The following is a 20,061-nucleotide window of genomic DNA, read 5'->3' as shown; positions in this document are numbered from 1 at the left end:
GGGAACAAGGGCCGGGGCAACCGGCACCGAACGGAATGCCGGCCGACAATCGCCGGACCGGCACGGGGAGTGCGCCACATGCAAGATCATCCTGCCCAGGGGCCGGCCTATGATGCCGACGCCCTGCGGAAAAAGTACCGGGCCGAACGCGACAAGCGCCTGCGCAAGGATGCGGACGCGCAATATGTCGAGGCGGCCGGCGACTACGCCCATTTCGCCGACGATCCCTATGTCGCACCGGGCTTCGCCCGCGCAGGCGTGAGCGAGGATGTCGATGTCCTGGTGGTTGGCGGCGGCTTCGGCGGCCTGCTGACGGCGGCCAAGCTATGCGACCGCAACATCCGCTCCTTCCGCATCGTCGAACAGGCGGGCGATTTCGGCGGCACCTGGTACTGGAACCGCTATCCCGGCGTCCGCTGCGATATCGAGGCCTATATCTATATGCCGCTGCTGGAGGAGGTGGGCACCGTCCCGGCGGAGAAATATGCCACGGGGGCGGAGATACTCGCCCATGCAAAGGCCATCGGCCGCCATTACGGCCTTTACGACCATGCGCTGTTCCAGACCAAGCTGGAAAAGCTGGAATGGGACGAGGCGGCGGCCCGCTGGATCGCCACCACCGACCGTGGCGACCGCATCCGTGCCCGCTTCGTCTCCGTCAGCCAGGGCCCTCTGGCCAAGGTGAAACTGCCCCGCATCCCCGGCATCCAGAGTTTCAAGGGCCGCATCTTCCATTCCAGCCGCTGGGATTATGATTATACCGGCGGCGATGCGTCGGGCGGGCAGGTGAAGCTGGCCGACAAGCGCGTGGCCATCATCGGCACCGGTGCCACGGCGGTGCAGATCGTGCCACGCCTGGCCGAACATGCCAAGCAGCTGCTGGTGTTCCAGCGCACGCCCTCGGCCATCGATGTCCGCGACAACCGCGCCACCGACGCCGACTGGTTCAAGGCCCAGCCCAAGGGCTGGCAGCGCCGGCGCATGGAGAATTTCCTGTCCATCATCACCGGCCGGCCGCAGGCGGAGAACATGGTCGGCGACCATTGGACCGACCTGTGGCTGCGCATGGGCGCCCTGATGGCCGACGGCAAGAGCCCACCGCCCGTGGCCATGCAGCAGGCCGATTTCGAGAAGATGGAGCAGATCCGCGCCCGGGTGTCCGGTGCCGTCGGCGACGCGGACACGGCGGAAACGTTGAAGCCCTGGTACAATTTCCTGTGCAAGCGGCCGCTGTTCAGCGACGAGTATCTGCCCGCCTTCAACCGCCCCAATGTGACGCTGGTCGATACCGGCGGGCAGGGGGTGGAGGCGGTGACGCAGACCGGCATTCGCGTGGGCGGCACCGAATATCCTGTCGATTGCATCATTTTTGCCACCGGCTTCGACGTGGGCGCGCCCGCGCACAAGGTTGGTGGCTACCAGGTGCTGGGAAGGGGCGGCCGATCGATCCAGGACAAGTGGCAGGGTGGCCTGCGCTGCCTGCACGGGACCATGTTCAGCGGCTTCCCCAATTTTCACGTCGTGGGCGGGGCGGAGCAGGGGACCACGGCCTTCAACTTCACCCACACGCTGGACATCCAGGCCACGCATGCGGCGGAGATCATCCGCTACGGCCTGTCCAACGGCATCGCGGCGCTGGAGGCCACACCGGAAGCGGAGGAACGCTGGCTTTCGGTGGTGGAGGCCAAGCATGTCGATCACGAGCATTTCTATGAGGAATGCACGCCCGGCTTCCTCAACAACGAGGGCGCGTTCAAGGATCGCCCGACCTATGTCGGCGGCACCTATGGCGGCGGGCCGCTGGAATACGAGGCCGTGATCACCGCCTGGCGGGCGGAACGGCTGGCCCAGGACATGGATATCCGCGCGCTGGACCGGGCGGCGGAGTAGGGGCGTCACCGGCCCCTGCCGGTTGGGCTGTGGGGTTCGGGCAATACCTACCGTCATCCCGGTGACAAGCCGGGATCCAGGGGCCACAGGCTGCACGGCATGGTTTGCCTCACCAAACGTTGCCGACAGGTCGGGCGCTTGGCCCCTGGGTCCCGGCTTGTCACCGGGATGACGGGAAAGCGCGCCCGTGCCCCCAACTAGAATTCTAGAATTTATCAAACAACGACCATAAAAACGGGAGGAAAGTCATGCTTCACCACACGTTGAAGGGTGCCGTGTGCGCCGCCGCCCTGCTGGCCCCGACCATGGCGGGCGCTGCGGAAACCCAGGTGGCCCAGGTCGATATGCTGGAGGAGGTGATCGTCACCGCCACCAAGGCGGGCGAGACCACGGTGCAGAAGACCCCGCTGGCTATCAGCGCCTTTTCCGCCGACAAGCTGGACAGTTCGCTGGTCCTCAATGTGAAGGATCTGGTGGCGGTGACGCCCAACCTGTCGGTGGCGCAGGTGACTGCCAGTGCCGTCATCTATATGCGCGGTATCGGCAGTTCCAACGTCTTCGGCGGCTCCGACCCCAGCGTGACGACGCAGATCGATGGCGTCTATATTGCCCGTGCCTTCGGCCAGTTCCAGGATTTCGTCGATATCCAGCGGGTGGAAGTGCTGCGCGGTCCCCAGGGCACGCTCTATGGCCGCAATGCGGTGGGTGGCACCATCAACATCATCTCCAAGACCCCGTCCGATAGGCCCACCGGCAAGGTACAGCTGACCGTGGGCGATCATGAGCACCGCCAGGGCCAGTTCTACCTGAGCGGTCCGCTGGTGGAGGAGAAGCTGCAGGCCAGCCTGTCCGGCACCTATATCCGCCACGATGACTACATCGACAATCTCTACGCTGCCGGCCAGCCCGGCACCAACAATGCCAAGCGCGGCGGTGTGCGGGGGCAGCTGCGCTTCGTCCCGGCCGAAAAGGTGGAGATGATCACCCGCCTCGATTACAGCGAAAGCGACGAGCGGTTCGACAGCTACAGCCATCTGCTGGTGCCTTTCCGCCCCAATGGCACCAACCCGGCACCGTTGGCGACTTCCATCGTCGGCGACTATTCCAAGGTTGCGATCAATTCGCCGCAGACCAACGACACCAAGCTGTGGGGTATCGCGCAGGAGGTCAATGTCGACCTGTCCGACACTTTGGCCGTCAAGTCGCTGACCGCCTTCCGCAAAAGCCGCTACAATCTGCTGGTGGACAGCGACGGGACGGAACTGCTGGCCCAGATCAGCAACCAGAATGAATGGTCCAAGCAGTTCAGCCAGGAGCTGAACCTGACAGCCAATCTGGACCGGTTCAATGGCGTGCTGGGCCTGTTCTATTTCCACGACAAGACGACGACCCTGCTGCAATCCACCAACTATGCCAGTCCGGTGCTGCCGCCGGCCAACGCCTTCTATATCCGCACCGAACCCGACAGCTTCACCACCTCCTACGCCGCCTTCGCGCAGGGCACCTACAAGCTGACGGATGATCTGGGGCTGACGGCCGGCCTGCGCTTCACCCAGGATACCAAGCGCATCGAGCAGAATTTCAACCGCGTGTCCCTGGCCACGGGCGCCTCCACCCCGGGCTTTCCCTTCGTCTATGAGCTGAAGCGGAAATTCGATGCGGTGACGCCCAAGGTCGGTTTGGATTACCAAGTCAGCGACGATGTGATGCTCTACGCATCCGCTACCCGCGGGTTCAAGAGCGGCGGCACCAGCATCTTCGCCAACAATGCCACCGACCTGTCCTTCGAGCCGGAGACGATCTGGGCATACGAGGGCGGCATCAAGAGCGACCTGTTGGACCGCCGCCTGCGCTTCAACACCAGCCTGTTCCATTATGATTACAAGGATCTGCAGGTTCAGTCGCTGATCGCGCCCGGCGTGGTGGCCATCCGCAACGCCGCCAATGCGCGCGTGCGCGGCGTGGAGTTCGAGATGACGGCGCGGCCGGTCGCCGGGCTGGAACTGGGCGGCAACCTGTCCTTCCTCAATACCAAGTACCGGTCCTTCCCCACCTCCAGCGTGCCCAACCAGCTGGTCAATTTCGTGGCCACCGACCCGCGCTACAACGCCGCCACCCGCACCTTCAACGCCACGGGCAACCGCCTGAACGCGGCGCCGAAAAGCTCGCTTTCGGGTTACGGCCAGTACAGTTTCGATGTCGGGCCCGGCACGGCCTTCGTCCGGGGCGAATATTTCAAGCAGGGCAAGGTCTATTACGACGCGTCCAATGCCGAGATATTCGCCCAGAAAAGCTATGACCTGATCAACGCCTCCGTCGGCTGGAACAGCGACGAGGGCGGCTGGGGCGTGCAACTGGTGGGCAAGAATCTGGCCGACCAGCAGTACCTGATCACCGTTGCCGCCAACGGCCTGGTTCCCGCCGGCCTGGCCGGGGCGCCACGCACCTGGGTGTTGCAGGTGTCCAAGAGCTGGTAGGCCGCAAGTCATCCATGAGACCGGGCGTGTTGTTTAGCCTTTCGGCGAGGATCCGGATATTCGCCGGCTCCGATCGTGGCGGCGATGCGCCCGGATGTCGGCACGGTCCTGTTGAGCGGCGGTGCCAATTTCCAGGCCGATCTGGTGCCCGACGAATTGGCCCGCGCCCTGTCAAGCTTCTGGGAACCGCTGAGGTGAGCGGCGAATGCGGGGGTGTCAGCCCCCGTTGCGCCCGAGATGCGCCACTGCCTCCGCCAGGCCGATGACATCGGCATATTTGGCGTTGAGGTCGAACAGGTTGGCCTCATGCACGCGCTGGTCCCGGTCACCCACCGCCTCGCGCACCACCAGCGGCACGAAACCGTGCTGACAGGCATCCAGGGCCGAGGCGCGGACGCAGCCCGAGGTGGACAGCCCGGCGATCAGCAGCGTGTCGACGCCGCTCGATGCCAGGGTGGAGGCCAGCGAGGTGCCGAAGAAGGCGCTGGCATATTGCTTGGTGATCACCGGTTCGTGGGGCAGGGGTTCCAGCCCTTCGGCGAAGGCCGCCCAGTGCGGGTGCTTGCCGCGCTCGAAACAGGACAGCGCCTTGACCTTGCGGAAGAACACGCCGCCATCAACGCCGCCCGGCGTATAGGCGACGTTGGTGTGGAGGATGGGCAGGCCGGCGGCGCGGGCGGCCAGCAGCAGCGCTGACGCCGCGTCGCGTGCCTTCTCCACCCCGGCATAGAGCGGACAGTCCTTGTCCAGGTACGCCTGCACGAAATCGATGATCAGCAGGGCGGGGCGCCGGCCCCAGCCCAGCCGGTTGCCGAACCCGGCCTGCGCGTAATCGGCATTCAGGTCCGTCGCCATGATCAGATGATCCCCGTCTTGCGCAATTCATCCAGCCGGGCGGCATCCAGGCCCAGCAGCCCGCCCAGCACATCCACCGTATGCTGGCCCAGTTCCGGGCCGGCATGGACGACGCCGCCGGGCGTATCCGACAAGCGCGGGGCGACATTCTGCATGGCCAGCTTGCCGAAGACCGGATGGGCGACCTTGATGATGTTCTGGCGGGCCTGGAAATGCGGGTCCTCCAGCATCTCCGGTGCGCGGTAGATGCGGCCTGCCGGCACGCCATGCTTTTCCATCAGGTCCAGCAGCGGCCCGGATTCCACCGTGCGGGTCCAGTCGGAAATCAGATCGTCCAGTTCCTGCTGCACGGCGCCGCGTGCCGAATGGGTGGCGTAGCGCGCATCGGCGGCCAGTTCCGGGCGACCCATGGCTTCGGCCAGACGCTTGAACACCGTATCCTGGTTGGCGGCGATCAGGATCATCTGGCCGTCGCTGGCCGGGTAGACATTGCTGGGCGCGACATTGGGCAGGATGGGGCCGGTACGTTCGCGGACATAGCCGGTCTGGTCATATTCGGTGACCAGGCTTTCCATCATGGCCAGCACCGCCTCATAGATGGCGCTGTCCACCACCTGACCGCGCCCCGTGCGCTCGCGCGCATGCACGGCCATCAGCGCGCCCAGGGCGGCATAGGTGGCGGCCAGGCTGTCGCCGATGGAAATGCCCATGCGCGACGGGGCCGTGGACGGATCGCCCACGACATAGCGCAGGCCGCCCATCGCCTCCCCGATGGAGCCATAGCCGGCCTGGGAGGAATAGGGGCCGGACTGGCCGAAGCCGGTGACACGGACCATCACCAGCTTGGGGTTGATCTGGGACAGGACATCATAGCCGAGGCCCCAGCGCTCCATCGTGCCCGGCCGGAAATTCTCGATCAGGATGTCGGACTTGGCCACCAGATCGCGGACGATGTCCTGGGCGGCCTTCTCCCGCAGGTTCAGGGTCACCGACTTCTTGTTGCGGGCGACGACGGGCCACCAGAGCGACTTACCATGCGGCTTTTCCCGGCCCCATTCGCGCATCGGGTCGCCGCTGCCGGGCTGTTCCAGCTTGATGACCTCCGCCCCGAAATCGGCCAGCAACTGGCCGCAGAAGGGGCCGGCCAGCAACTGGCCCATCTCGATCACCCGCAGGTCTGTCAGCGGGCCCTGGCGCTTCGCCACCTGTCCCGTGCCGCCGGTCGGTTCCGTTGCCTGGTCGGTCACCCTTTTTTCTCCTGCTGAATGTATACATAATTCGTGAAGCCCTGCCGTCGCCGGAAGGTCGGCCCCAGCGCGTATCCGCCGACAAGAATGCATACAGTGGGCGGCGATGGCAAGAGGTGCCGCGCAAGGAAAAGTTCGGATCAATCCCCCTTGTCAGGGTCGATGAAAGCATGATTGTATACATTTGACTGTTGATCATGAACGCCAAGAGCAGGGATATGGTTGCCAAGATCGAGATCGTGGAAGTCAGCCCGCGCGACGGCCTGCAGAACGAGGCGGTGCAGGTTTCCACCGCCGACAAGGTGGAGCTGATCAACCGCGCCATCGCCGCCGGCGCACGCCGGATCGAGGTGACCAGCTTCGTCAATCCCAAGCGCGTGCCTCAGATGGCCGATGCGGAGGCGGTGCTGGCGGCCCTGCCCAAGGATAATGGCGTCTCCTATATCGGGCTGGCACTGAACGGGCGCGGCTTCGACCGGGCGCTGGCGGCGGGTGCCAGCGAGGTCAATTACGTGCTGGTGGCGTCCGACACATTCTCCCAGCGCAACAGCGGGGCACCGACGCTGGAGACTCTGGCCGGCTGGGCGGAAGTGGCCGCCGCCGCGAGGGCGGCCAAGGTGGCGACCAGCATCACCATCGGCGCCTCCTTTGGCTGCCCGTTCGAGGGTGAGGTGCCGGTGGTGCGGGTGGTGGAGATCGCCCGGCGCGCGGCGGAGCATGGCACGGACGAGATCGCCCTGGCCGATACGATCGGCGTGGCCAGCCCCACCGATGTGGTGGAGCGGTTCAACGCCGTGGCGGCGGCACTGCCCGGCATCCGCCTGCGTGCGCATTTCCACAATACCCGCAATACCGGCATCGCCAACGCCTATGCCGCTGTCACGGCCGGCGTCACGGTGCTGGACAGTTCGCTGGGTGGTATCGGCGGCTGCCCCTTCGCCCCGGCGGCGACGGGCAATATCCCGACCGAGGATCTGGTCTACATGCTGGACCGCATGAAGATCGAAACGGGTATCGACCTTCCGGCCGCCATCGGCGCGGCCAAATGGCTGGAGGGCGTCATCGGCCGCCCCAATCCGGCCATGCTGGGCCGGGCGGGGATTTTCCCGCCGGTCCGGCCAACCTGACGGCGGGAACAACCACGCCGCGGCAAAGCAGAAGAACATTCGGGAACAGGAGTTTTAGAATGGCTTACAGGCTCGGCGTGGATGTGGGGGGTACCTTCACGGACCTTCTGCTGATCGAGGACGAGACGGGCGAGAGTTTCCGGGACAAGGTGCCCTCCACCCCGCACGATCCGTCCGTTGCGGTGGTCAGCGGCACTTTGCAGATCTGCGCCAAGGCGGGGATCGATCCCGCAGATGTGCAGCTGTTCATGCATGGCACGACGGTGGCCACCAATACCGTGCTGACCGGCACGGGGGCCAAGGTCGGGCTGGTGACGACGGACGGGTACCGCCAGGTCCTGCATATCGCCCGGTCCTTCGTGCCGGGCGGGCTGGCCGGCTGGATCGTCTGGAACAAGCCGCCGCTGACGGCACCCCTGGAAAGCACCGTGGAGGTGCCGGAACGTATCGGTGCCGATGGCTCCATCGTTCGGCCGCTGGACGAGGCGGCCCTGCGCACGGCACTGGAAGGGCTGAAGGGGGAGGGGATCGAGGCACTGACCATCGCCTTCATCAATGCCTATCGCAATGATGTGCATGAGGTGCAGGCCGGGCAGATCGCGCGGGAGGTGTTTCCCGACCTGCCCATCTCGCTATCGTCGGAAGTGCTACCGGAGATGCAGGAATATGAACGCGCCCTGACCACGGTGGCCAATTCCTATGTCCGCCCGCGCGTCGCCAACTACGTGCGCAACCTGAAGGCGGAACTGAACAAGGCCGGCATGAACGGGCAGATGAACCTGCTGCGTTCCGATGCCGGGCTGATGAGTTTCGAGAAGGCGCAGGACCATCCCGTCAACCTGCTGATGAGCGGGCCGGCCGGCGGTGTGGCCGGCGCCATGTGGGTATGCGGCAAGTCCGGTTTCGGCAATCTGCTGACCGTCGATGTCGGCGGCACCTCCACCGACGTGGCCCTGATCGAGAATGGCCAGCCGCGTCTGGCGCGGGAGACGGAGTGCGGCGACCTGAAGGTGCGCGCCACCTCGCTGGACATCCGCACCGTGGGGGCCGGCGGCGGCTCCATCGCCTTCGTACCGGAACTGACCAAGGCGCTGCGCGTCGGCCCGGCGTCCGCCGGTGCCGTGCCCGGTCCGGTCTGCTACAGCCGGGGTGGCGACAAACCCACCGTCACCGACGCCAATGTCGTGCTGGGTTACCTGCCGGAGGAGTTGCTGGGCGGCACCATGCGGCTGGACCGGCCGGCGGCGGCCGCTTCGGTGCAAGGTATCGCCGATACGCTGGGCATCGGTCTGGCGGAGGCCGCCAACGGCATCTATTCCATCGCCAATGAGACGATGATGGGTGCTTTGCGCCTGATCTCCGTCCAGCAGGGCTATGACCCGCGCGATTTCGCACTGGTGGCCTTTGGCGGGGCCGGTCCGCTGCATGCCAATGCGCTGGGCAAGCTGCTGGGCAGCTGGCCGGTGATCGTGCCGCCCAGCCCCGGCGTGCTCTGCGCCTTCGGTGACGCCACCACCCGCCTGCGGGCTGAGCGCGCCAAGTCCATCGGCAAGCCGTTCCCGGATGTCGATAACCAGTCGGTGGCCGCGGTGCTGCGCGAACTGCATGCCGCCGTGTCCAGGGAGTTGCTGGCCGAGGGCGTGGCGGAGGCCGACCAGGAAATCAGCTTCGAGGCCGGCGTGCGCTATTCCGGGCAGGCGTTCGAGGTGTCGCTACCCGTCGCCCTGGATGGGTTCGCGGCGAACGGGCTGGAAAAGCTGGGCGACGCCTTCGACAAGGAGCATGAGCGGCTGTTCACCTTCTGCCTGGAAAGCGACCGGGAACTGGTGACCGTGCGGGCCACGGCCCTGGGCAAGGCATCGGCGATCCGGCTGGAAAAGCTGCCGCAGGGCAATGGCGACCCGTCGGTGGCCAAGGTCCGCGACCATGTCATCTGGGCTGATGGCCGGGAACATGCCGCCATCATCTATGACCGGTCACGGCTGAAGGCGGGCGATCGAGTCATCGGCCCCGCCATCATCTGCGAGATGGACAGCACAACCGTGCTGCTGCCCGGCCATGTGGCCGAGGTCGACCCCTATGGGCTGATCCTGATCCGCCCGCTCGCCGCAAACTGATATCCAGCTTCGGACAAGGGGACTGACCCATGGTTGCCCAGATCATCCAGACCAACCCGACCCCGTTCCAGAAGATCGCCATCGACCCGATCACGCTGGACATCATCGAGAACGCGCTGCGCAATGCCCGCGCCGAAATGGACGCCACCCTGTTCCGCACGGCCATGTCGCCGGGCATCCGCGAACAGGGCGACGCCTTCCCCCTGATCGCCAACCATGAAGGCAAGATGGTGGTGGGCCAGTTCGGCTCCTTCCTGGGTGGCTTCCTGAAGAACTATAAAGGTTCGATCGAGGAAGGCGACGTCATCTGGCTGTCCGATCCCTATTCGGTGGAAGGGGCTATCAGCCATCTGAATGATTGGCTGATCATCCTGCCGGTGTTCCACGAAGGTCGCCTGGTCGCCTGGACCTGCCATTTCGGCCACCAGACCGATGTTGGTGGCAAGGTGCCCGGCAGCCTGCCCACCGACGCCACCTCCATCTTCCAGGAAGGCATCCGCATCCCGCCGGTCAAGCTCTACCGCAAGGGCGTGCTGAACGAGGATCTGCTGGAACTGGTGCTGAACAATACCCGCACCCGGGACTGGTGCCGGTCGGACCTGAACGCCATCATCGCCTCATGCCGTATCGCCGGACGGCGGGTGGCGGAACTGTGCAAGCGCTTCCAGACGGATATCTTCATCTCCGCCGTCGATGAACTGCTGGCCCGCAACAAGCGCGCCATGGCCAAGCTGATCGCCACCTCCATCTCCGAGGAAAAGGTCAGTTTCGAGGATTATATCTGCGACGATGGTCGCGGCTTCGGCCCCTACAAGCTGAAAGCCACCATGTGGCGGGAGGGGGAGAAGGTGATCCTGGACTGGGAGGGCACTTCGCCCCAGTCGGAAAGCTCGATCAATTTCTACCTGAATGAAAACATGCTGAAGATGTTCTTCGGCATCTACATGATCATGGTCTTCGACCCGCAGATCCTGTTCAACGACGGCTTCTACGATCTGGTGGAAACGCGCATTCCGGAAGGATCGCTGCTGAAGCCGAAATATCCGGCGGCATTGTCGTGCCGCACCCATGGCATCGGCCGGGTGTTCGACGTGCTGGGGGCGCTGCTGGGCCAGCGCACGCCGGAATTCCTCAATGCCGCCGGCTTCTCCTCCTCCCCACACCTGATGCTGTCGGGCACCTATCGCGGGTCGGGGAAATACTATCAGCTGTTCCAGATCGGTTTCGGCGGCATTCCCGGCCGGCCGTTCGGCGACGGGCCGGACGGGCATTCGCTGTGGCCGAACTTCACCAATGTGCCCAACGAGTTCCTGGAAGCCTATTTCCCGCTGCGCATCGAACGGTACGAGACCATTGCCGACAGCGGTGGGCCGGGCCTGCACCGCGGCGGCAATGGCGTGCGCATCGCCTATCGCTTCCTGGAACCGGGCGCCATCGCCATCCATGACGACCGCTGGTTCACCTATCCCTGGGGGGTGAATGGCGGGGAGCCGGGCTGGCGGTCGCGCCGTGTCCTGGTCCGTGCGGACGGCAGCGAGACGGTGCTGGCCGCCAAGATCGACGATATCCAGGTCCGTCCGGGCGACCTGCTGGTCTTCGATACCTGGGGCGGTGGCGGCTGGGGCGACCCGCTGGCCCGCGATCCGGCGCTTGTGGCGGTGGACGTCAAGCGCGGTCTGGTGACGCGCGAGGGTGCCAAGCGCTATGGCGTCGTGCTGGCGGCGGACGGAACAGTGGATGCGGCGGCCACGGCGGCGCTGCGCGACAGCCTGGCCAAGGCGCGCGGTGAGATCGACCTGTTCAATTTCGGTGGTGGTGTCGAGGAACTGCGCGAACGCTGCCTGGCGGAGACCGGCCTGCCGGCACCGAAGGACCCGGCGCAGCAGGAGAGTGTGCTGTCAGCGGCATGAGGAAAGAGGGGGCGGGGTCAGTGCCGGTCCCGCTTCTTATCCGCCCTTGTTCAGGTCCAGTGCCTGGTGTCCGCTGCGGTTGACAAGCTTCACTGCCCGCTTGTCAAAACTGGCGAAAACCTCACCGCCGGCGGTGGCGCCGACATGAGCGATGACCCCATCGGAAAAGTCGCCGCCGGCTTCCAGGAATGCCAAACCGGCTTCGACGGCGGCCCGGTCGGTCTGCACCTTGTCGGCCATCAGAAGCCTGCGGATAATTGGTGCGATATCGGTAGCGGGCTGCTTATAGACCGACGTCAGAACCCAAACGAACTCACACAAAGCAGGCAGCGTCACCACCACCAGCTCGCTTTCGCTCAGCAGTCGAATGGCTGTTTCCGACTGAACGGGATCATCCATCGCCGCAGCACGGACCAGAACATTGGTGTCGGCCGTAATCCTCAAGACTTGCCAGCCCAACCGGCGGCAATGGCGTCGTTCATTTCCTCGATGCTCGGCGCTTTGGCCAAGGGTGATTTCAGGCAGCCGAAGAAGCCCTCGATCCCTTCCTTCGGCGCGACCCGTACTTCGACGCGGCCCGACGGCAGCATCTCCACTTCCAACTGATCGCCGGGGCCGGCGCCAAGATGCTCCAGCAGTTCCTTGCGGAAGGTAACCTGGCCCTTGGCTGTCACCGTCAATATCACGCCCATTGGCATCCTCCCTGATGGGAAAGTGATTGTAAGGCAAATTATGCCTTACCGCCAGATATCATCACTCCGCCGCCTTGCGCACGGGCTCCCTTCCGCGGTTGCTGGCCTCGATCGCATGCCAGGCGGCGGCGATGTGGCTGCGCATCACCGATCCGGCCCAGGCGCCGTCGCGCACCTCGAACGCGTCCACGATCTCCATATGGTGGCGCAGGCTGCGGCGCAGCGCTTCGGCATTGTAGCGGTGGAAGGTGCGCAGGACGAGCGGCACTTCGATCACCTGCGCCATCATGGTGGTCAGGCGGTGGGTGCCGGCGGCCTGGGTGATCAGCCGGTGGAATTCGGCATTGGCCTCGGCGATGCGGCCCAGCGCGTCGGCCGTGCCCGTGGCCTCCAGCGTCAGCATCTCCTCCGCCAGCACGCGCAGATGGGCGATCTGTTCCGGCGTGGCCCGCACCGCGGCCTGTTCGGCGGCATAGCCTTCCAGGATGGCGCGCAGGTCGAAAATCTCCTTGATCTCGTCACCGGACCAGTCGGCGACGAAGGCGCCATGGTTGCGCATGAAGCGCACGGCGCCCTCCGCATTCAACCGGCGTAACGCCTCGCGGATCGGCGTGCGGCTGACGCCGATGATCTCCGCCAGCTCGCCTTCCTTCAGATGCGTGCCGGGCGGGAAGCGGCCGGCATGGATGGCGTCCCGGATCTCGGCATAGGCCTTTTCGACAGCATTGCTCATCGGTGATTTCCTGGTCGCATCCGTTCGGGCGGGTTCGGGCAAGTCCACCCCGCTTTCTACCGCAAACGATCCGCTGCCGGCCAGCCGTCCTTGTGGCCCTGGTTCGCATCGGCACGCAGAAATCCGATGCCGCGCGACGGATGGTGTCAGCGTGGCTTTCAGGTCAATCTTCCCTATTAAAGTATACAATGTCATGCATTGGGGCTTGCCGAAAGCGGAAACTCATATAAGTTTTTCCTGGAGGGCCAGGGTCGCCGGCAAACCGGCTGCACCCCCATAAAACCCAATAAAATACAATGAAACAGCGGAGACCAGCGACGATGTGGAACAGACGTTTCCTGCCGGCCTTGATGACGGGTACGGCTTTGTGTGCTTCGATGATTGTATCCAATGTGCCCGCCCTGGCGCAGGGTGCCGGGTCGCAGGCCGGTTCCTCCATCATGCTGGAGGAGATCGTGGTCATCGCCCGCCAGCGCAACGAGACGGCGCGCGAAACCCCGGTGGCGGTGGCGGCCTTCACGGCGGAGACGATCGAGAAGGCGGGCATCAGCGGTCCGGCGGATTTCCTGTCACTGACGCCCAATGTCAGCTTCCTGCAGACCACCAATGTCGGCGAAAGCCAGGTGCATATCCGCGGCGTCATCCAGCCGCGCGATGCCGAACCGTCCTTCGCCTATGTGCTGGACGGGGTGCTGGTGCCCAATCCCAACGCCTTCAACCAGGAAATGATCGATATCGAGCAGATCGAGGTCATCAAGGGCCCGATCGGTTCCATCTATGGCCGCAACGCCATCGGCGGCGCCATCCTGGTCACCACCAAGAAGCCGGGTAACGAGGCCGAGGGCCAGGTGCAGGCCGGGTACGAGTTCCGCGGCAATGAATACAAGGTCGGCGGCTATGTCGGCGGCCCGCTGGTGGAGGACAAGCTGTTCGCCCGCCTCACCGCCGTCTACAAGGATCGCGGCGGCTATTACGACAATGTCACCTTGAACAAGAAGGAAGACGATTTCAGCGAGGGGCTGGTACGCGGCCGCCTGGTCTACAAGGCGACCGACGATATCGAGATCGACCTGTCCGCCGGCTATGGCAAGATCAAGGGGCCTGCCTTCAATTTCAACAACCAGACGGCGGGCACGCCCGGCTTCGTCAACGGGGTGAACATCAAGGACACCTCCATCCCCTATGCCGGCAATGTCGACAGTTTCAACAATCAGGAACGCGTGGATCTGTCGGCCAAGGTGGATTGGGATTCGGAGGCCGGGACCCTGACCTTCACGGCAGCCTATCACGACCTGAAGGAGAATATGGGCGGCGAAGGGGCGGTCGATCTGGCGCTGTTCGGCGTGCCGTTCCCCGGCGGGCCGGCGCCCGGTGACTTCTTCACCAACCCGGCCCTGATCGAAGGCTATGGCCCCACGCTGCGCGACGGCACCCAGTATCAGGAGCGCAACCAGGACGACACGTCCTTCGACCTGCGCTTCACCTCTCCGGGGGAGAACCGGCTGCGCTATATCGCCGGCGCCTATTATATCGATTTCAACCGCGAGATCGTGCTGAACCGCGGCAACGATCTGGGGCAGGGGGTGGTGGTGGCCGACCCGCTGGGCGGTGCCGCCAACCCCGTCGTCGCCGTCACCTGGACCGACAATGCCAACGATGCCTGGGCCCTGTTCGGGCAGCTGGCCTATGACCTGACGCCCGACCTGGAGCTGTCCACGGCCCTGCGTTACGACAAGGAGAACCGGTCGTCGGAGAACTTGACCCCGGCCGCCTTCTCTCCCATCCCCAATGTGCAGGGGCTGGTGCGCAAGGACAGTTTCAGCTCGCTCCAGCCCCGCGTGTCGCTGCGCTGGAAGGCGACGGAGGATGTTTCCGTCTATGCCACCTATGGCGAGGGCTTCCGGTCCGGCGGCTTCAACCCGCTGGGCAGCCGGTTCAACATCATCAATACCGATGGCGTCACCAACACCACGGTGCAGGACGCGTTCGGCAAGGAGACGTCGTCTTCCTATGAAGCCGGCGTGAAGAGCCGGCTGCTGGACGGGCGGATGACCCTGAACGTGGCGGGCTTCAATACCAAGGTCGACAATGCCCAGTTCTTCCAGTTCTTCCCCTTCTCCCTGTCGCGCGTGATCTCCATCGTCGATCGCAACGAGATCACCGGTTTTGAAGTGGACGGCATGGCGCGCGTGGCCGACGGGCTGGACCTGTTCTTCGGCTATGGCTATCTGCATTCCAAGATCAAGGAGAACAAGGAACTGCCGCAGACGGTGGGCAACCGCTTCCCCTTCACCGCCAAATATGACGTGATCCTGGGCGGCCAGTATACGGTGCCGCTGACCGCGGATTACGACCTGTCGGCCCGCGTGGAATATAACCGCACCGGCCCGATGTTCTTCGACACGCTGAACACGCCCGGCACGGAACGCCCGGCCATCGATCTGGTCAATATCCGCCTGGGCGTGGAGAACGAGACCTGGGGTGCCACGCTCTATGCCCGCAACCTGTTCGACAAGCGATACAATGTCGATGGCGTGGTGCTGGTCGTGCCCAACACGACGGTCTTTAATTTCACCACCAAGGCCATTCCGCGCACGGTGGGCGTGGAACTGAAGGCCAGATTCTGAGGAGCATCGATGTCGGGCAACCGCTCGACTTGATGCGTTGGAGGTCTTGGCGTGCGAGAGGGGGCGAGGTGCGCGTGATGGTCGCATCGTCGCTCCCTCCACGACAACGGCCCCGTTGATTTCGGCGTCTTCGCAGAGTGCTGCCAGAACAGTTCCCAACCTTGGTGCTGTTCAGATTTTTTGATACCTCAGGCGGCTGAAATGTCAGCCTTCATCCGCAATCCGCACCCGGATGCCTTCCAGGTTTCCGGTAATGGGGATCTGGCAGGACAGCCGGGAGCCTGCACTTCTGTCGGGCGATCCCGCCAGCAGATCATCCTCATCCTGGCCAAGCGGGGGCAGGGCCTCTTCGGCCGCACCTTCGACATGAACGTGACAGGTGGCGCAGGACAGGCAACCGCCGCACATGGCGATCAGGTCTTCAAATCCGCTGTCATCGCGGACCACCTGCATCAATGTCTTGCCGATCTCGGCCCCGGAGGAGGCCGATGCCAGGCTGGTCCTGGCTGCGGTGGACAAGCTGACGCCCAAGCTGTCATCGGTGGCCGGGGATGTCTGGTCCTATGCCGAGATCGGTTTCAAGGAGACCAAGAGCGCTGCCCGGCTTCAGAAGGAATTGAAGGAGGCCGGGTTCAAGATCGAAACCGGCGTGGCCGGTATTCCCACCGCCTTCGTGGCCACGGCCGGGTCGGGCGGTCCGGTCATCGCCCTGCTGGCCGAATATGACGCGCTGCCCGGCCTTTCGCAGACGGCCGACCCGGCCCGCCAGTCGGCCGGCGGCATTGCCGGCCATGCCTGCGGCCATAATCTGCTGGGGGCGGCGTCGGTCACGGCGGCCATCGCCCTGAAACAGTGGCTGGACAAGACAGGCGTGAAGGGCACCATCCGCCTCTATGGCAGCCCGGCGGAGGAGGGCGGCTTCGCCAAGGTCTATTTCGTGCGCGACGGGCTGTTCAAGGATGTGGATGCCGTCCTGTCCTGGCACCCCGGCGGGTCCAACCGCGCCTCTCAGGGTCAGCTTCTGTCGATGCTGACGGCCAAGTTCACCTTCACCGGTGTGCCCTCCCACGCCGCCGCCGCCCCCGAACGCGGCCGCTCCGCCCTGGACGGGGTGGAGCTGCATAATATCGCGGTCAATTATCTGCGTGAGCATGTGCCACAGGAAACCCGCATCCATTACACGATCACCAATGGCGGCGATCAGCCGAACATCGTGCCGGCCAACGCGCAGAGCTTCTATTATGTCCGCCACCATGATCCGGCGGTGGTCCAGGATGTTTGGGATCGGGTGCAGAAGGCCGCCGACGGTGCCGCCCTGGCCACCGGCACCAAGGTGGCGGTGGAGATCATCGGCGGCTCCTACTCCACCCTGCCCAACGACACGCTGGGCCGGGTGGTGGATGCCAGCCTGAACCGCGTGGGCGGCTACAGCTTCACGGCCGTGGAGGCCGCCTATGCCAAGTCCGTCGCGGCGTTGCTGCCCGGCGGCAATGGCGATCCGGGCGACCCGTCGAAGATCGGTACCTATGAATTCGGCCGCAAGGGTTCCGCATCCTCGGATGTCGGCGACATCAGCTGGGTGGTGCCCACGGCCAGCCTGGGTACGGCCACCTGGCCCGCCGGCACTCCGCCGCATAGCTGGCAGGCGGCGTCGGCCAGCGGCACCAGCATCGGGGTGAAGGGGGCGCTCGTCGCCGCCAAGACCCTGGCTTTGTCCGCCACGGAGCTGTTCCGCAAGCCGGAGATTGCGGCCAGGGCGAAGGAGGAACTGGAGAAGAGCCGGGGCAAGGATTTCGCCTACAAGCCGCTGCTGGGCGACCGCGCCCCGGCACTCGACTATACCGACCGGTCGTGAGCGGGGGGGCGTTCATCGGCGCTGAGGGTTACGCGCGGTATAAAGCGCGCAATTCCGCGCTGGCCCTTACGCTCTTGGCGGAAGCCGACGCGCCAAGGTCGTTTTCGGCTTGGTCTGTGGGTCCGGCAACGCCGGTATGGCCATGCTTGCCGCATGTTCCGGCGCCGGTGGAAGACCGGCATCTGGCCGGCCGTCTATTCGGCTGCGATTATGTGCCGATCGTTCTTCATGAACCCGATACTGTCCAGGTCCGCCGGCAGGTCGATGTCGCAGGCGAAGCCCCGGCGGCGGAGGGTGGTCTGGATAAGGCCGGCGGCCTTGGCAGCGGCGCTGTGGGCGGTGAAGCTGTTCTGACCGTAGAGGAAGGGAATGGCGCCGATAGGGGCCGTCAGCATGGCATTGGTTCCGATACCGGAACGATCTGGGGCGATGGTGACCGCACCCGGCCGGGCCGTGGCGATCATCGCCTCAAGATCGTTTCGTTCCAGGAATGGTAGGTCGCAGCTGAGGCAAAGCGTGGCGTCGGCACCCTTCCGCCGGGCGGCGGCGGCACCCAGGCGCAGGGCGGTGTTCAGGTCGCCGGGATGGGCCTCCGCCACTATATGCAGCCCGGCCTCCTGGCCATAGGCCAGCAGGTCCGGGGCAGCGCTGACCAGAATGATGTCGGATGCCGGCAGCACGGAGCGGGCCACGGCCACGGTGCGGGTGAAGAACCAGCCGGTCAGGGCGCGGCGTTCGGTGGCCGACAAGGCCGGGCTGAGCCGGCGCTTGCCGTCATGCAGGGCGCGGACGGGAATGAGGATGTTGATCTTCATCGCTCACCCTCCCTCACCCTGCATGCAGGGCCGTGGTGAAATCCAGAACCTCACGCGCCAGCCGCGTCTGGTCGTCACTGTCGCGCATCAATGTGCCGGTGACATGGCGGCGGACAGGGCAGGCGGCGTCCGTATCTTCATGGTCGATGACCAGCCCGTCGATCAGGCCATCATAGCATGCGATCAGGCCCGATGGTGTCGGCGCCAGCCCCAGTTCGGCGAATATCTTCCCTGCCGGCCCCTTCACTGCCTTGGCCCCGATGAAGGGGGAGACGGCGACGATGGGCACGCGCCGTGCCCGCAGCCGGTCGGCGATGCCGGGCAGGCTGAGGATGGGACGCACCGACAGGATGGGGTTGGACGGGCAGAGGATGATGCCGGCCAGGGCGGGATCGTCCAGGGCCGCCAGCAGGCCGGCGGCGGGCCGCGCCGTCTCGGCACCTTCGAACCGGATCGACCGGAAGCGCGGTTCGCAGCGGCGGCGGACGAAATATTCCTGGAAGGGCAGGGTGCCTTCGTCGGTTTCCACGATGCTGCGCACCGGATCGTCGGACATCGGCACGATGGTCTGGCTGATGCCTAGGCGGGCGGCGAAATCGGCGGTGATGGCGGACAGGGTTTCGCCCGCCCGCATACGCTGGGTGCGCAGGATATGGGTGGCCAGATCCTGGTCGCCCAGCAGGAACCAGTCCGGCCCGCCCAGCCGCGTCAACGCCCCCATGGCGGCCCAGCTTTCACCGCCGATGCCCCAGCCCTGTTCGGCATTGTTGATGCCGGCCAGCGTATAGGTGACGGTGTCGATATCGGGTGCCACATGCAGGCCGACATGGTCGAAATCATCGCCGGTATTGACGGCGACGGTCAGGTGCCCGGCTGGCAGGGCACGGGCCAACCCGGCCGCCAGCCGCGCCCCGCCCACACCGCCCGCCAGGGCCAGATAATGTCCAGGCTTCATCGGAACATGTCCTGTTGCAACGGACGGATCAGTTCGGCGGCGCTGCCGTCGCGGCGCGACAGGGACAGGCCGCGCACCAGCACCAGGGGCCGTCCCTCCGCCGCCTGACCCATCAGCAGGGAGGCGGCGGCGGCAACCTCATCCGCGAAGCCGACCTCCGTCGTCATCAGGGGACGGTGGAACAGGTCGGGCCGGCCGCGCAGATTGGCCAGGCCCGGTGCGCCGGCAATGCCGATGGCGGTGCCGATGGTGCCGTTGCGCCAGGCACGGCCCACGCTGTCCACGATCATCACGGCCGGGGCCACGCCGGTCAGACTGGCCAGCCGATCGCGCAAGGCGGCGCAACTGGCATCCGGGTCGGCGGGTAGCAGCAGGGCGGTGCCATCACCCTCCTGCGTGACATTGGACTGGTCGATGCCGGCATTGGCCAGCACCATGCCCAACCGGTGGCGGACGATGATGACGCCGCGTCGTGCCCGCACCACCTCGCTGGCTTCCGACAGCACCAGTTCCACCAGCCTTGCATCCTTGGCCGTGACCTCCGCCAGTTCCGTGGCACGGGGCGAGGGCGTGACATCGGCCAGCCGGACCAGCCGCCCCTCCGCCTTGGAAACGATCTTCTGGGCCAGAACCAGCACGTCATCAGGTTCTAGCACCAGCCCCTCGCCGGCCAGGGCGTCGGCGATCAGGCCGGCCAGATCGTCGCCCGGTGCCACCATGTGCGGGAAGGCGGGCGCGGTGAGGGTCAGGCCGGCCATGGG

17 protein-coding genes are annotated in these 20,061 nt (G+C 65.3%); 8 read left to right on the top strand and 9 right to left on the bottom strand.

Annotated elements, in window-relative coordinates:
• Positions 1-78: 78 nt before the first annotated feature.
• From ACM9HJ_RS04360 to ACM9HJ_RS04350, 3 genes are all read left to right on the top strand, one after another.
• Positions 79-1,890 carry a flavin-containing monooxygenase gene (locus ACM9HJ_RS04360; RefSeq protein WP_416570465.1) on the top strand — a complete coding sequence of 604 codons (1,812 nt, stop codon included), beginning with the start codon at positions 79-81 and terminating at the stop codon, positions 1,888-1,890.
• A 248-nt stretch (positions 1,891-2,138) separates the two neighbouring features.
• A complete protein-coding gene (locus tag ACM9HJ_RS04355; RefSeq protein ID WP_416570464.1) occupies positions 2,139-4,367 on the top strand; it encodes a TonB-dependent receptor in 2,229 nt (742 codons plus the stop codon).
• A 75-nt stretch (positions 4,368-4,442) separates the two neighbouring features.
• Positions 4,443-4,565 carry a hypothetical protein gene (locus tag ACM9HJ_RS04350; RefSeq protein WP_416570463.1) on the top strand — a complete coding sequence of 41 codons (123 nt, stop codon included), beginning with the start codon at positions 4,443-4,445 and terminating at the stop codon, positions 4,563-4,565.
• Between the two features lie 18 nt (positions 4,566-4,583).
• On the opposite strand, the gene ACM9HJ_RS04345 is transcribed toward ACM9HJ_RS04350, so the two are convergent.
• Positions 4,584-5,222, bottom strand: coding sequence for an isochorismatase family protein (locus ACM9HJ_RS04345; protein WP_416570462.1), 639 nt, complete (start codon positions 5,220-5,222; stop codon positions 4,584-4,586).
• A 2-nt stretch (positions 5,223-5,224) separates the two neighbouring features.
• Entirely contained in the window at positions 5,225-6,469 is a 1,245-nt protein-coding gene (locus ACM9HJ_RS04340) for a CaiB/BaiF CoA transferase family protein (protein WP_416570461.1), read from the bottom strand.
• Between the two features lie 218 nt (positions 6,470-6,687).
• Here ACM9HJ_RS04340 and ACM9HJ_RS04335 point away from each other — a divergent pair, with 218 nt between their 5' ends.
• Genes ACM9HJ_RS04335 through ACM9HJ_RS04325 form a run of 3 tightly spaced genes read left to right on the top strand, consistent with a single transcriptional unit; the run spans position 6,688 to position 11,623 of the window.
• Entirely contained in the window at positions 6,688-7,596 is a 909-nt protein-coding gene (locus ACM9HJ_RS04335) for a hydroxymethylglutaryl-CoA lyase (RefSeq protein ID WP_416570460.1), read from the top strand.
• A 59-nt stretch (positions 7,597-7,655) separates the two neighbouring features.
• The gene (locus ACM9HJ_RS04330) at positions 7,656-9,713 is read left to right on the top strand and encodes a hydantoinase/oxoprolinase family protein (protein ID WP_416570459.1); all 2,058 of its coding nucleotides are present in this window, start codon (positions 7,656-7,658) and stop codon (positions 9,711-9,713) included.
• Between the two features lie 29 nt (positions 9,714-9,742).
• Positions 9,743-11,623, top strand: a complete 1,881-nt coding sequence (locus tag ACM9HJ_RS04325; RefSeq protein ID WP_416570458.1) for a hydantoinase B/oxoprolinase family protein — start codon at positions 9,743-9,745, stop codon at positions 11,621-11,623.
• Positions 11,624-11,659: 36 nt separating this feature from the next.
• On the opposite strand, the gene ACM9HJ_RS04320 is transcribed toward ACM9HJ_RS04325, so the two are convergent.
• The 3 genes from ACM9HJ_RS04320 to ACM9HJ_RS04310 form a co-directional block, all read right to left on the bottom strand.
• Positions 11,660-12,067: a type II toxin-antitoxin system VapC family toxin gene (locus ACM9HJ_RS04320; RefSeq protein WP_416570457.1), complete on the bottom strand. Its 408-nt coding sequence runs from the start codon at positions 12,065-12,067 to the stop codon at positions 11,660-11,662.
• Positions 12,064-12,315 carry an AbrB/MazE/SpoVT family DNA-binding domain-containing protein gene (locus tag ACM9HJ_RS04315; protein WP_416570456.1) on the bottom strand — a complete coding sequence of 84 codons (252 nt, stop codon included), beginning with the start codon at positions 12,313-12,315 and terminating at the stop codon, positions 12,064-12,066. Before ACM9HJ_RS04315 ends, ACM9HJ_RS04320 begins: the two co-directional genes overlap by 4 nt.
• Before the next feature lie 61 nt (positions 12,316-12,376).
• On the bottom strand, positions 12,377-13,048 hold the full coding sequence (locus ACM9HJ_RS04310; RefSeq protein ID WP_416570455.1) for a GntR family transcriptional regulator: 672 nt from the start codon (positions 13,046-13,048) through the stop codon (positions 12,377-12,379).
• A 377-nt stretch (positions 13,049-13,425) separates the two neighbouring features.
• Between ACM9HJ_RS04310 and ACM9HJ_RS04305 the strand changes: the two genes are divergently transcribed.
• Positions 13,426-15,675, top strand: a complete 2,250-nt coding sequence (locus tag ACM9HJ_RS04305; protein ID WP_416570454.1) for a TonB-dependent receptor — start codon at positions 13,426-13,428, stop codon at positions 15,673-15,675.
• A gap of 204 nt (positions 15,676-15,879) precedes the next feature.
• Here ACM9HJ_RS04305 and ACM9HJ_RS04300 read toward each other — a convergent pair whose 3' ends face one another.
• Entirely contained in the window at positions 15,880-16,128 is a 249-nt protein-coding gene (locus ACM9HJ_RS04300; RefSeq protein WP_416570453.1) for a ferredoxin, read from the bottom strand.
• A 7-nt stretch (positions 16,129-16,135) separates the two neighbouring features.
• Between ACM9HJ_RS04300 and ACM9HJ_RS04295 the strand changes: the two genes are divergently transcribed.
• A complete protein-coding gene (locus ACM9HJ_RS04295) occupies positions 16,136-17,530 on the top strand; it encodes an amidohydrolase (RefSeq protein ID WP_416570452.1) in 1,395 nt (464 codons plus the stop codon).
• Positions 17,531-17,724: 194 nt separating this feature from the next.
• On the opposite strand, the gene cofC is transcribed toward ACM9HJ_RS04295, so the two are convergent.
• The 3 genes from cofC to cofE are packed head-to-tail and all read right to left on the bottom strand — an operon-like array spanning position 17,725 to position 20,058.
• A complete protein-coding gene (cofC, locus tag ACM9HJ_RS04290; RefSeq protein ID WP_416570451.1) occupies positions 17,725-18,345 on the bottom strand; it encodes a 2-phospho-L-lactate guanylyltransferase in 621 nt (206 codons plus the stop codon).
• Positions 18,346-18,358: 13 nt separating this feature from the next.
• Complete coding sequence (gene cofD, locus ACM9HJ_RS04285; protein WP_416570450.1) at positions 18,359-19,300, bottom strand: 2-phospho-L-lactate transferase; 942 nt, start codon at positions 19,298-19,300, stop codon at positions 18,359-18,361.
• On the bottom strand, positions 19,297-20,058 hold the full coding sequence (cofE, locus tag ACM9HJ_RS04280; protein ID WP_416570449.1) for a coenzyme F420-0:L-glutamate ligase: 762 nt from the start codon (positions 20,056-20,058) through the stop codon (positions 19,297-19,299). The genes cofD and cofE overlap by 4 nt, the downstream gene beginning before the upstream one ends.
• Positions 20,059-20,061 lie beyond the last annotated feature (3 nt).

The sequence above is a fragment of the Niveispirillum sp. KHB5.9 genome (genome assembly GCF_048066115.1).
GTDB lineage: Bacteria > Pseudomonadota > Alphaproteobacteria > Azospirillales > Azospirillaceae > Niveispirillum.
The sequence above is the reverse complement of the archived record's forward strand: the minus strand, read 5'-3'. Positions and strand labels throughout refer to the sequence as shown.